At 43.5% G+C, this 13688-nt stretch carries 10 protein-coding genes; all 10 read right to left on the bottom strand.

Going from position 1 to position 13688, the window contains the following annotated elements:
* Positions 1-85: 85 nt before the first annotated feature.
* The gene (locus IAQ59_RS18740) at positions 86-1714 is read right to left on the bottom strand and encodes an SUMF1/EgtB/PvdO family nonheme iron enzyme (protein ID WP_209332380.1); all 1629 of its coding nucleotides are present in this window, start codon (positions 1712-1714) and stop codon (positions 86-88) included.
* A gap of 82 nt (positions 1715-1796) precedes the next feature.
* A complete protein-coding gene (locus IAQ59_RS18735; protein ID WP_209332379.1) occupies positions 1797-3506 on the bottom strand; it encodes a formylglycine-generating enzyme family protein in 1710 nt (569 codons plus the stop codon).
* Positions 3507-3601: 95 nt separating this feature from the next.
* The gene (locus IAQ59_RS18730) at positions 3602-5386 is read right to left on the bottom strand and encodes a LamG domain-containing protein (protein WP_209332378.1); all 1785 of its coding nucleotides are present in this window, start codon (positions 5384-5386) and stop codon (positions 3602-3604) included.
* A gap of 38 nt (positions 5387-5424) precedes the next feature.
* Complete coding sequence (locus IAQ59_RS18725) at positions 5425-5844, bottom strand: hypothetical protein (RefSeq protein ID WP_209332377.1); 420 nt, start codon at positions 5842-5844, stop codon at positions 5425-5427.
* A gap of 42 nt (positions 5845-5886) precedes the next feature.
* The gene (locus IAQ59_RS18720) at positions 5887-6996 is read right to left on the bottom strand and encodes an SUMF1/EgtB/PvdO family nonheme iron enzyme (protein ID WP_209332376.1); all 1110 of its coding nucleotides are present in this window, start codon (positions 6994-6996) and stop codon (positions 5887-5889) included.
* A gap of 4 nt (positions 6997-7000) precedes the next feature.
* Complete coding sequence (locus tag IAQ59_RS18715; protein ID WP_209332375.1) at positions 7001-8524, bottom strand: Hsp70 family protein; 1524 nt, start codon at positions 8522-8524, stop codon at positions 7001-7003.
* Positions 8525-8527: 3 nt separating this feature from the next.
* A complete protein-coding gene (locus IAQ59_RS18710) occupies positions 8528-10201 on the bottom strand; it encodes a hypothetical protein (protein ID WP_209332374.1) in 1674 nt (557 codons plus the stop codon).
* Positions 10202-10419: 218 nt separating this feature from the next.
* A complete protein-coding gene (locus IAQ59_RS18705; RefSeq protein WP_209332373.1) occupies positions 10420-11481 on the bottom strand; it encodes a coiled-coil domain-containing protein in 1062 nt (353 codons plus the stop codon).
* A gap of 6 nt (positions 11482-11487) precedes the next feature.
* Positions 11488-11811 carry a hypothetical protein gene (locus tag IAQ59_RS18700; RefSeq protein ID WP_209332372.1) on the bottom strand — a complete coding sequence of 108 codons (324 nt, stop codon included), beginning with the start codon at positions 11809-11811 and terminating at the stop codon, positions 11488-11490.
* Between the two features lie 338 nt (positions 11812-12149).
* Entirely contained in the window at positions 12150-13685 is a 1536-nt protein-coding gene (locus tag IAQ59_RS18695; RefSeq protein ID WP_209332371.1) for an IS5 family transposase, read from the bottom strand.
* Positions 13686-13688 lie beyond the last annotated feature (3 nt).

The following is a 13688-nucleotide window of genomic DNA, read 5'->3' as shown; positions in this document are numbered from 1 at the left end:
TTTAATTTGGGATTTGCAAAAGTTTTTCGGCCCATTAAATTTGCTCCGTATTTAACGGGGCGGGCAAGGAGAGATGAAAAACCAGCTACTGGGAAAGGACTACCCGAAAACCAAGGAAGTGGCTGCGGTAGTCGGGAGGGTTGCTGGTATAATCACTCACTCTGCAGAACAAGGCAGCTTCGTCCCAGTTGCCACCGCGCCTAATATGTTCATAAGAACCTCGTAATGAACATGTCCATTCCGATACATTACCTGTCATATCATATAATCCATAGCCATTAGGCTTTTTACCTCTAACTGAATGAGTAGTGTTGTCACTGTTTTCTCTCCACCAACCTACTTCACTGAGGTTGCTGCTACCAGCAAACACATAGTTCTGTCCTCCTTTGGCCGCATACTCCCACTCCTGCGCCGTAGGCAAACGAACACCCGCCCAATTACAGTAAGCAACAGCATCGTGCCAGCTTACATGTATCACCGGATGTGAACTAGGTTGAATGCTACTACCTCCTACATTGTTGCGCCATGTAACGCCATGTCCGTGTTTCCAAGAACCACCATCAAAAACCGTTGAAAAACCTTCTTTTTCCGCAGTAGTTTGGTAACCCGTGGCATTCACAAATGCCTCAAACTGCCCTCTTGTTACCTCCGTTTCTCCCATATAAAAATTTTTACCGGGGATCTTTATAAGCTTCATTCCTTTAACATACTTTTCTGTTACTGAGCTGCTTTTTCGTTGGAGTTCTGCCTCCAAATCCTTGATTTTCTGCTCGGCCTGCGCGGTATAGGTGCCTGAAGGGTATTTCTTAATAAAATCCAGGTACCCTGCTGTACTATTGGCCTTTTGTGCAGCTGCCCAATCTTTGGCCTCGGATTCCGCCTGTTCATGGGCCTTGGCATCTAATGCTATAGCTTCCAAGCGCTGCCCTATGCTCGCTATGCTGTCACTGACTTCGGTATCTGCCATCAAAGCATAAGCCTCCTTATATTTCTCTAATGCATGAGACCAATCTTGCTTTTCAACTAAGAGGTCTGCCTGACTTTTGACTTTGATAAATTCATCTGTTAGCACCTGAGAAATTTCATCTGTTTTTTCTCCTTGTGGCAGGAAGAGCCAGAGACCTGCTGCCAAAAGCAAAACGGCAGGAATCGCCCAAAGTAAAGGGGATGTTTTTTTCTTTTCAGGCTGAGGCTTTGGTGCTTCGGGCCTGGGAGGGACTGGAGCCGGACTTTCGGCTAAGGGTTCCAGAATAGAAAATGACTGCTCAAGTTGCTCAAGAGAATGTTGGAACGCTTGTTTCAGGACATCATTCGGAGCATTGTTTAATCCCCTTTCAAAATCCTCTTTCTTGCTTTTGTAGGCATCTACTAATTTCCCTCTGGAAAATGGCTTGCTTAGTCCCAGTAGCTCCAAAGCAGCTGCCTCAGACAAGGGCTTGGGATTGGAAGCTTGGGCTTTCTCTTCAGAAGCAGTTTCTACTGGCCCCATACTGGGCAGTTCGCTGAGGTCTTCTTCGCTCTCCCCGCCCAGAAAGAGATAGGCTTCCTCTATGGCGGCAAGTCGCTTGCGGTAGAGTTCCTTTTGGTGCTCGGTAGGAGCATTGGTCAGACGGATCTGCAGTTCGTTATAGATTTCCTGATAGGCCCTGCGGATCTCGGACGCAGTGGCACCGGGTTCAAGGTCTAGGAGTTCTAAGGCTTTTTGTTCGTTCATAGTGTTCTGGTTTAGGATTTAAAATCCTTGGTATCGCTCGTTGGGAATTCAGATTCCGAAGTGAAGGATTATTATACGAATTTCACTGGTCAAGGACTACCCGAAAACCGATAGTACTGGATCGGAAGTTAGGCGAGAAGTCGGAGCGAATAGCCACCCGGCAATTTTTGGCATTGAAGTTAAAGCTACCACCACGCGCAAAAATATTAGAACCAGATGTTGTGGTTGTGGATGTCCATTCAAATACATTACCACTCATGTCATATAATCCATAACCGTTCGCTTTTTTGCCTTTTACTGCATGGGTGGTATTACCGCTGTTGCCATTATGCCATGCTACCTCATTGCTGTCATTGCTGCCAGCATACTCGTAGTTCTCACCTCCTTTGGCTGCGTATTCCCATTCTTGCTCCGTAGGCAAGCGTACCTCCGCCCAGTTGCAATACGCCATTGCATCAAGCCAGCTTACATGAATTACAGGATGAGAATTAGGTTGTGCTCCTGTTCCGCTGGCATTGTTACGCCAGGATACTCCTGTTCTATCTTCCCACCGACCCTCTGTCACTACCCCACTCTGACCCTCTTTTTCAGCCGTGGTTTGGTAACCCGTGGCATTCACAAATGCCTCAAACTGCCCTCTTGTTACCTCCGTTTCTCCTATATAATAATTAGTGCCGGGTATCTTGATTAATTTCATGCCTCGAACAGTGCGCGTATCGCTAGAGGTACTTGCAGTTGGATTATTTATAGGAGTATCTGTTGTTTTATTTGGCTGTGTAACGCGATTCGGAGGGGAGCTTGCCCGGCTTTGGTTTCTCAATTGTGCCTCCAAATCCCTGATCTTCTGCTCAGCTTGGGAAGTATAGGTGCCCGAAGGGTACTTCTTAATAAAATCCAGGTACCCAGCTGTGTTATTGGCTCTCTGTGCAGCAGCCCATTCTTTGGCTTCGGCTTCCGTTTGTTCTTTGGCCTTGGCGTCCAATGTCAGAGCTTCCAAGCGCCGCCCTATGCTCCGGATACTATCGCTCACCTCGGTATCAGCCAACAATCCATACGCCTCCCGGTATTTCTCCAAAGCCTGATCCCAGTCTTGCTGTTCGGCCAAGAGGTCTGCCTGGCTTTTGGTCTTGATAAATTCATCTCTTAGCTCCTGAGAGATTTCATCTTGTTTTTCTCCTTTTGGCAAAAAGAACCAGATACCTGCTGCCAAAAGCAAAACGGCAGGAATCGCCCAAAGCAAAGGGGATGTTTTTTTCTTTTCAGGCTGAGGCTTTGTTGCTTCGGGTTTGGGAGGGACCGGGGCAGGGCTTTCGGCTAAGGGTTCCAATAGGCGAAAGGCTTCCTCTAGCTCATGGATTAGCTGCTGAAAACTATCTTTGATGGCTTTATTGGGAGCACTTTTTAACCCCTTCTCAAAATCCTCTTTCTTCCCTTTGTAGGCATCTATTAATTTCCCTCTTGAAAATGGCTTGCTAAGTCCGAGTATCTCCAAAGCAGCCGACTCACTAAGTTGCTGGGGCTTGGAAACTTGGGCTTTATCTTCCGAAGTATTTTCAACCGGCCCCATGCTGGGCAGTTCGCTGAGGTCTTCTTCGCTTTCCCCGCCGAGAAAGAGGTAGGCCTCTTCCACGGCGGCAAGGCGCTTGCGGTATAGTTCCTTTTGGTGCTCGGTAGGGGCATTGGTCAGGCGTATCTGCAGTTCGTTATAGATTTCCTGATAGGCCCTTCGGATCTCGGAGGCAGAAGCGCCTAGTTCAAGGTCTAGGAGTTCTAAGGCTTTTTGTTCGTTCATGGTGTTCTGGTTTAGGATTTAAAATCCTTGGTATCACTATTCGGGATTATAAATCCCGAATAGCGGGAGATCCCGGAAAATGATAAAACCAAATTTTAAAAGGTCGCTTTGATGGAGAGGTTGTCGTACCAGGCCTCTTTAATATTGCCACTCTGATAAATTCCAATGGTATTGCCCAAGATTTTAACCTGTTCTTGTTTGACTTGTACCCCGTTTACAAAATAAGTAACCCTTCCAGACTGATAAATGATTTTTAGGGTATTCCATACTCCACTTCCTTTTTTGATGTTCGAATTGGATTCCCATATTGTATTCCACTTTCCATCAAAAGTACCTATATGAGTAGAAGCATTGTTTGAAACACTGATACCAAACCTGTTACCAGGATTACTTTCTTTACTAAGAAAATTCAACCCAAATGGGTGATTGTCCGCACCTGAAACATGCCTGATGTCAAGGCTTATTTCTATGTAGGAGGCATCTGTAATTCTGGGGATGTTAAAATATTTATTGTAGGAGAATGCCTCATCAAAAGAAAAACCCTTTAATACACCATTTTCAGTTCTAAACTCTTTTGAATTATCTTTAAAATTCCCCATTCTACTGTCTACTTGTGAAAATGTCAAAAGAATATTGATGGGCATCTTTTTCTCTGCCTCATTTCTCTTTCTCCAGACCCGGTCTGAATAATAAAAATCCAGTGACTTTTGGAAAAAGTCATAGGCTTTTTGGTATTCTGCATTTCTGAAATAAACGTCACCAGAGGCTTCCATTTCATTGGCACTGGCTAATTGCCGTTCACGCCTTTCCCTTTCCGCCTGTTCTTCCAACAATTGCTGTTGCCTTCTCAGTCTCTCTTCTTCTTGGAGGGACTCATGTTCTTTTCTAGCTTCTTCTACAATTTGAAGGCTTTCTTCCAGTTCCCACTCGCTAGTATGCCAGTTATTCGCTGCTATCAATTTTTCTTTGGCTTTGTCAAATTCATAATTTTGAAGCAATGTTTCTGCTTCATTAAGCAAAGCCTCATGGACAGCCATACTTTTCTTGCCTGCTTCTTCGGCTGCAAGTATGTACTTATCACAATCCTCCTTACAGAATGCTCCTATTTCCAGATATTTCAAATAAGCAGCTTTATAATCTTCTTCATTCATCAAGGATTCCGCTTCTGTCACCATCCCCGAAAGTTCTTTTTCATATTTTGTTTTCTGATATTCATCATATCCATATTTGAAAGCAACCAAAAGCAAAATTATCGCGGTCAAAACCCCGATAATCAATGGGGATTTGCTTTTTTTCTTTTCTTTCGGATGAAAAGTTTGGCTTGTTGAAGCCTTGGAAGGGGTAGGTACTGTTTTTTCTATTGTCTGGTGTTTTTTTTCTGTCTTAGTATTGGACTTTAAACCCTTCTTGATTACGTTTTTTAATAATAATTCGAAAGCTTCATCCAATTCTTCCATGCCTTCTTTTAATAGTATTCGTGCCTTTTCAAAAGGTGCATTTTGAATGGCAGTTTCAAACTGTTGCTGCTTTTCTCCATAAGCATCATATAGTTCTTTTTCGGAATAATCAGGAGAAATTCCCAAAATGGACAATGCATTTTCCTCATCCATTTTTTTATTTTTGATCTCCTGTTTCTCTTCCTCTACCGGACCGATATTCGGAAGATATTCATAATCTTCCTCTACATTGCCAAGAAGTAAAAGGTATGCATCGTCGATTTTTTTTATTCTATTGCTGTACAGATTTTTCTGTTGCTCTGTAGGTGCATTAGTAAGTCTGATCTGAAGTTCATTATAGATATTTTTATATGCCTGTCGTATTTCCTGTGAATTTGCCTCAGGTTCCAGTTCAAGTAGTTCAAATGCTTGTTCGCGGGTCATAATAATTTAAATTTTCTGTAGTTGATATCTCAAATGATTCATATAATCGGAATCTTCTTTTTCAAAAGGGCTATCTGTTTGAGCAGAGCCTCTCGGTTTTTGGCGGATTGCATCCATTTGGGAAGTTTTTCGAGCATGGTAAAAAACTGCCTGTCTTTGTTTTCCCTTAGTTCAGCAGCAATGTATTTTTCCAGATATTCCAGATGGGCAGCATTGCAGGCAAAAAGATGCTGGCCTTTAAAATCAGCTGCCAGCCATGGGCTGGCATTAAAGTAAATATTTGCTGCTACCTGCAAACTTCCCTTTTGATCCATCATGGTACTTTTTTGTTGGCTATGGCCACAATGCCTGCAAACCAGTCTGGCTGATTTTTTTTCGAAGTCCACCGTAGCGATGGCCATCTGGGAGCATTTGGGACATACTACCCATACTTCCTGATAAAAATCGGATAGCCTCATTTGCTTATCCTGGAATCTTTTTTGGTCTTTGTTCCCCATGGATTATCTGCTGAATGTAATGGCCAATCTGAATCCTACTTCTTCTGAATGTTGGTTTTTGTCCAAACAGTTTCTGCTGGAAACCCGCATGCTGTTTTCTTTGGATTTAAAACTGCCCCCTCTGATTACTTTACAGCTGGCGGTAGACTGGCCCTGAGGGTTGGCTTTTGGGCTGTTTTTGTAATAGTTGGCATCAAAACCATCCTGGCACCATTCCCAGACATTACCACTCATATTGAAAAGCTGCTTTTCATTTGCGGCTAGGCTTCCTACAGGATAAGGCGCATTGGCCAATCTCGCTATCTGATTGAATTGATTGGATCCTGCAAATACAGCATTTCGGGATGCATTTCCACCTCTTGCAGCATACTCCCATTCCGCTTCTGTTGGCAACCTAAAACTCTGACCGGTCATCTTATTGAGTTTTTGCAAAAAAAGCTGAACCTCCTCCCAGCTTACTTGGACAATAGGACAATTTGGCTGATTACAGGGACTACCGGCTTTGGGATAATATTTCATCACTGCATACCACTGCGCTCTGGTCACTTCAAATTTTCCTATCTGAAAGCTTGATAGTGTTACCGCATGGCCGGGGAGTTCATTGTCGGCACATTTTCCCCTTTGTTCCTGGGTACAGCCCATCTCAAAAGTACCGCCTGAGATATATTCCATCTGAGCCATCAATTCCTTGACAGGTGCAGGGATGGCAAAAATAATTTTCCATGCAATAAAAATCCCCAATCCTATCAATGCCGCTACAGCGATAGGTTTCCAAGGGAGTTCATTCAGATCTTTCTTTTTGTCGGGTTTAGGTTCTGATTGAAAGAATTTGCCTGGTTTACCAGTCATTTTCATTTCGGGAGTTGATTTTTTTGACATTTCTTCTCCTGAAAACTTGGAAATATTCTCTTGCTTTCCTATATCCACCAAGGAGGCGTAGGCCTGCCAATATTGGCTCATTCTTTTTCTGTAAAGCTGTTTTTGGCTTTCAAGGGGTGCATGTTCCAAAAGCTGTTTGTTTGCTTCGTACAAGCGCTCAAATGCTTGTTTAATTTCCTTCGAGGAGGCATGTTCAGGGACTTGAAGTAGGGCAAAAGCTTCTTTTTTATCCATGGCTTTACATGATCATGTTGATGTAAGTTGACTGAACGATGGCTTTTTGCCGTGGTAGCTTGGAAATTCCCTCTACCTCATCCCCAAAAAGTTTTTCGATTTCTATTCCTGTTTTGGGATCAAAGGCAGAAAACCACACGGTGCCATCTGTTCTGCTTTCTATTTTCACTTCAATGGGATAATTTGCCTCAAAGGAGGGTAGGGGACCGATCACCAATGAACCAAGACTTGCTTCTTTTTCTCCCTTATCCAGGTACTGGATAATTTCGAGCTTCATTTTTTTTTGTTCAGGATTAGAAGTATAATAGGTCTTGCTGTTGTTAAACGGAAGCGGCATGTTTTTCTTGACCAGGTTATCGATGACGATTCTCCCTGTTTTGGGATTAATAGCCCTTACCCCTAAGTTGTAGCCTGTGACACCTTTAAGTTCCGGTGGTAGCTCAAAATCCATTTTCTGTCCGGATAGCTGAATGGCATGAAGTGCTGCCCCGTAGGCAACAGCGCGCATGGGTTCGTGGGTCAGGATCTCCTGGCTTTCTTTGGTGAAAATTTTCTGAAGGCGCTTTTTGATATAAGGGACCATGGATGAACCGCCTACCAGCAATAAGGTGTCCACGTCCTCAAAATCCAAACTCGCACTCTTCAGACAACGGCTGAGGATTTCTTCACAGGTTAACAGGTACGGTTCAATGCCTTGCTCAAATTCTTTTCTGGACACATGAACTTCCAAAGACTGATTGCCTATTACACATACCTGATCGACAAACTGAGTCCCCGGCATACAAAGCTCTACCTTCAGCATTTCGGAAAACCTCCTGAGATGAAGCGAGTTTCTGGCATCCAACACCGGCTCCATGCCATAAGCTTCCTTGAATTGCTGGAGAATGATTTCGCCTATTTTTTCATCAAATTCCTTTCCTCCGATTTCGGTATGCCCATCTTTGGCGATAACATAGATGCCTTTTTCATCCATGGTCATGATGGTGACGTCAAAAGTGCCTCCACCCAAATCATAGACCATGATGGTTTTATTATATTTTTTGTTGGTCAGGCCGTAATGAATAGCGGCTGCGATGGGCTCTTCCAATAAATTCAGTACGGGCAAATCAATCAGAGCTGCAGCATTCAGAACGGCTTTTCGTTGGCTGTCATTGAAATGTGCCGGTACCGTAATCACTGCCCCTTCTATTTTTTCGGCTGTATAGGCTTCTGCATCTATTTTGAGTTTTTTCAGTAATAGTGCAGCCAAACTTTCCGGATACCAAGGGGTGTCATCTTTATCAATGTATAAGGGTTTTTTGTCACCAAAATGTCGTTTGAAAAACTTGATCAGGTCAAGCCCTGGATTCCTTTCTAATTTCGTCTCCAAAAACTCTCCCAAATACGCGGTATCCCCATCAATATGGATGATGGAAGGAGTGGTGAAAACACTGTTTTTATGGTTGTCCGGGATCAAAACCGGTATTCCGTTTTTCCCTACCCTGGATATCAGGGAATAAGTAGTACCTAAGTCAATTCCAACCAACATTTCTTACTGCGTCAATTTGATGAATTCAAGTTTTGTTTCTGCCATGAGGTTATTGAGCTTATTATCAAAATTCTGCTTTTCCCTCAGACCATTCTGAAATTGTTTTTCCTGATTATTGATATTGAGCATTTTTCTTTGGGTGAGCAGGTTTTTATCATTGATCTCCTGGGAGGTTCTTTGACTGTAATTTTTAAGTTCGGTTTCGCAATTGTCGATAATATCGCGGATTTGTTTCTTCAGGAAATCATTGTAAGGTTGCTTCCATTCTCTTTCCACTGTAGACAGGATTCTTTTCACTTCTGTAGACAGGTGCTGCTTGGCTTTTTTTGTCTCCTCCGTCATTTTCCTTCTTTTTTCAGTGGAAATATTGCGAAAGGCCTGGTAAATGCCAAAACCCAGCAAAGCAATAATCAAAATGGGAAAATTAGCTTTAATGAACTGTACCTGCTGGTTAAAACCGGCAAAGCCTGCAATCATTAAAATCGACATGACCATGAAGACAGGTTGCCTGATGGCGCTGAACAGGCTATTAAAGTTTTTGCTCACTCCTTTTGCTTCAAAATCCTTTTCCATACGGATACTATGGTCCAAGAGGGGCTGGATTTTACTTTTGTCATAATACTCAGTCTGGATATTTGCAGCTTGTACACCGGTTTTTTCCAAAAGTTCTTTGACCTCTTCAATAGAAGCTGACAAGAAATCATTCATAGAAATGACATCATTGCTCAGGTGGTCTTTTAGCTGTTGTTCCATCCATCCGAAAAGTTGATTGACTGATTTTGGTAGTCTAAGCATAATTTCTCCATCCACTTCTACTTCTTCCAGTTCTTTAAGCAAGGCTATTTCCTGTTCTACCGTATAAAATAAAGATCTATCTTGAATTTTGGTAATTTTCCCGAAACGCTCCCCGATTCCCTTTTCAAATTCTGAGGCACTTTTGCTGAGGTTATTCTTAATCTGTTGGAACACCTCCTGGCCTGATTTGGAATTGGCAGATTTCTTATTGGTTTCCAATTCCTTACTTACAGCTATTTTTTTGGCATCTAGATCTTTCTGCTCATTCTGCATTTGTATTTCCAGGAATTCAGATAATTTTTTCAGACCAAAAACGCCACTGATAAATGCCGAAACTTTCTTATAAGGCTCTGGAAGGGTTTTGGTAAAGGAGGATATATTCTTGAATTCTTCCGGTGATAGGCGTTGGATCTTCCAGATTTTTTCCAAACTGAATTCCTGAGGGTTTATTTTTCCAATTTTGGTACCCAATACGAAATATAGAAAAGCGGTATTTTTTGAAAACCTATCTACGAAATAGGTTAATTCTTCCTTTTCAATGTCAGGATCATTCAGATAAATTACTTTGATGACAGGCTGTAGCTCATCAACCTTAACCATCGGAAATTTGGAAGGACCAAAAATACGGATAGAAAATGGCCCTTCTGACAATTCCATTAGTTGCTTTTCTTGCCAAGGGCTATGGAATTCCGGAGGAAGTATTATTTCCAAATCTTCTTCCTGACCAAGAAAAAGGAGATCCATCTTGATGTTTTCAGACGAAATATCTCTTTCAATTTTTTTCAGTGATTCAGACAAGTGGACCAAAGCTCCAGGCTCAAGGGAAAATTCAGCTATCCTTTCAAGGTCCTTGAGTGCATTTTTAATTTTGGAAACATGCATATGGTATAGACGCTAGCTAGTATCAAACCATCTTAATCATTCGCTTAAGATGATCAATTTATAGTTCAGTTCGGGTGAAGAAATGAATGATGAAAATATTAAAATACCCCTATCGGCACCAAATCCGAATAAGGGTATTTTTTAATGATAATTTATAAAAGGAAGCATTATCCAAAATAAGCAGTTGTGAAAAACTTCATTTTTGGATAAGCGCTGAATTACCAGGAACTGAGCCCACCTCCGGCAGAGTTTGCCCTTGAGGCAGCTGCTTCTGCATCACTGGCTGCACTTTCTGCTCTGCTTGCTGCACTTTCTGCCTGACTGGCCGCACTATCAGCTGTACTTTCTGCACGCTCTGCATTACTCATGGCACTTTCTGCTTTAGAAGCATGTTCTTCCGTCTGGCTTAAAGCATCAGCAGCACTACTTTCATGTTCTTTGGTCGTGTTGAGTGCTTCGCTGGCATTGTTTTCATGCTCTTTGGTCGTATTCAAAGATTCCAAAGCACTGTTTTCGTGTTCTTTCGTAGTATTCAGCGATTCCAACGCAGCATTTTCATGTTCTTTTGTTGTATTCAAAGACTCTAAAGCGCCGTTTTCATGCTCTTTCGTCGTATTAAGTGATGTCAGCGCATTGTTTTCATGTTCCCTTGTTGTATTCAAAGATTCCAAAGCACTGTTTTCATGTTCCCTTGTGGTGTTGAGAGATTCCAAGGCAGCATTTTCATGTTCTCTCGTTGTGTTTAAGGACTCCATGGCATTGTTTTCATGCTCCTTGGTAATATTTAAAGACTCTAAAGCATTGGCCTCATGTTCTTTGGTCATATTCAGAGATTCCAAGGTGTTTGCTTCATGTTCTTTGGTCAGGTTAAGTGATTCCAAGGCATTGTTTTCATGCTCTTTGGTCATATTCAAAGATTCCAGGGCATTGGCTTCATGTTCTCTTGTTAGGCCTAAGGATTCGAGCGCGTTATTCTGGTGTTCAGTTGTCATTTCCAGCTGTTCCTGAGCCTGTTCCCTGAACCCTTCGATTTCTGCTCTCATCGATTCACTTTCGTTGCGGAAGGCATCAGTTTGATTGCGATATTCACTGATTTCTTCTCTTAGTGCCAGGATTTCCTGCCTGTAACCATTCATTTCTTCAGTAAGGGCAAGAATTTGCTGATGGTTGTTTTGAATTTCTTCATACAAACCCTGCATTTCAAAGACTTTGTTGTTGAGGTTGGTCAACGCACTGTCCAACTCGGCTGCTATTGCCATTAGTTCTTGAGGAGATTCCATAATTTGTTATAAGTTCTGTAGGTTAATATTTAATAAATTGGCTTTTTGAAGTACTTCAGACAAAATCAGGTTAATGTTTTCGTCTTTTTGAATATCCTTTTCCACGTATGGTTCCGATTGAAAAACATTAACAGTTGCATTCCCAGAAGCCATGGGTTCTACTGTTGCTTCCTGTTCCTCAATATTGCCAGGAGATCCTGAGACGGTATCTGAACCAAATACTGAATTAGTAACTCCTACTGCTGCAGCTCCTACTATAGCAGCCCCAGCTGCTGCTGCCAAGGTTTCTTTTTTGACACCTTCTTTTTTTGCTTCTTGTTTTTCTTTCATGATTTAGCCTTATTTTGTATATAAATACCTATAATAATTTTAGTTTTTGGTTTGACTGAATTGTGTTAATGCGTTTTAACTTGGTGTCTTTTGAAATACGTTTTTTTAAATATTAAATACAAAATTTATTTAAAGAAAGGCCAATGAGTTAAATTAACACTATATAACCCAGACTCATTTATTTTGTATAATTGGTCTATTCCTATAAATAATGTAAAATGAGTTGATTTTTAGCTTTATATCACTGCTGTTAATTTAACAAAAAAACAGCTTTGAAAGTCAAAATGGCAGCGTCCCTAGAAAAAAATGCTTGATTTAAATAGGGTCTGCTTAAAAACTCAACCATTCAAGATAGCTAAACCCGGCTCATCGTTTAGTCTGAGCCGGGTTTTTGTTCTCAGGTACCTTAGGACGGGATCAACGCTGGGCATTGCCTGAGATTCGAGCCACTCCCATGCTGAAAAACCCAGCCATAGGAGTGCCGCCCCGGCCAGTTTGACCAGGTTGAGCACCAAAATAATGGAGGCTATCCACGACTCACTGGTGTTGCTTAGCCTCGCCCTGATCCGGGCCATACCGTACCCGTTCTTTGCCTGGCCGAACTTACCCTCTAACGGGTTCCTCTCTCCCGGCCTTACGTGGTCTTCCACTGCCTTTGCCGAGGGCCTGCCAAGGGGTTTGGCGGCCAGCTTTATCCCTCTTTCCTTCAGCCACTTCCTGTTTTCCCTGCTGCAGTACACCCGGTCCGCCAAAACCTTTGCCGGATAGAACCCGAACCGTTCGCGGTACCTCTCCACATAATCGGTCAGATGGGTGCCTTCGTTGAATGCATCCCAGGATACGGTGTCCAGAAAGGAGTATCCGTCCACCAGGCTCAGGTGGATCTTGGCCCCAAACTCCGTCCTTGCCCTGGACTTCCCACGTACGATCGGGCGCACGTGGATGCTCACTATCCTGTCGGCCACCTGGTGCGTGTTGGTCTCATACATCTCCAGTTGCTGGGCGTACAGTGTCTGGATGATCCAGTATTTGCGCTGAAGCTTGTGCCGGAGGGGAAAGTCCCCAAACCCGTCAAGCTGTTTTTCAATCGTGGCAAAGTTCCTCCTTAGGAACTGGAGCTGCGATTTGAGCCCCTTCCGGATCGCCCGCCGGGACGGGTTCTTGCTCTGGGCCACCCTCAGGTAGGCTTTCCTGGCCACCTTCCGGTATGTCCTGGGCTTTTTGCCCTCCGGCCGTTTCCGGTGCAGCACGTCTATGATCTGCTCGGTGATCTCACGGGCTTTGTTGAGCAGTCCCAGATCCGTGGGGTAGGCGATGTCCTGGGGACAGGCCGTCGCATCATAGGTGACTTCCCCTTTGTTGCCGGTTTCCGGCCCGGGTGCAACTGGTCCCCCCTCACCTCCGCCCGGATTCCCGGAATCCTTTCCCGAGGACTTCTTCATGGAAAAACCGTGGATCTTTTCGTTCATCTCCCCGATGAGCTCTTGGCTGAGGCGCTTCCTGATATCCACGAGCAGCGAGGGATCAAAGGGCGGTTCCCTGGTGTAGGAACTGTAGCCCAGAAAATACTGCAGGTACATGTTTTCGGTAATCTGTGCGATAGTCTCCCTATCGTCCAGGTTGAGCATGTGCTTGATGATTACGGCTCCGATCAGCACACGGGGGTTCAGGGCGGGCCTGCCGGTCGCCTTGGGGGGATTGTGCCTGTTGAAGAGCCCCACCAAATCGTCCCAGGGTATCTGGGAACTCAGAACAACCCAGCGGTTGGAAGGGTCGAGCTGGTTATGGAAAGGGGTCTCAAAACCTGCAAAGGAAAGCTGGCTGGAACTGGTGTATTCGCACCTTGGTGCACGCCTTTTGGTGTTCTTTCTCATATA

Source organism: Lunatimonas salinarum (assembly GCF_017811155.1).
GTDB classification, from domain to species: domain Bacteria; phylum Bacteroidota; class Bacteroidia; order Cytophagales; family Cyclobacteriaceae; genus Lunatimonas; species Lunatimonas salinarum.
The sequence above is the reverse complement of the archived record's forward strand: the minus strand, read 5'-3'. Positions and strand labels throughout refer to the sequence as shown.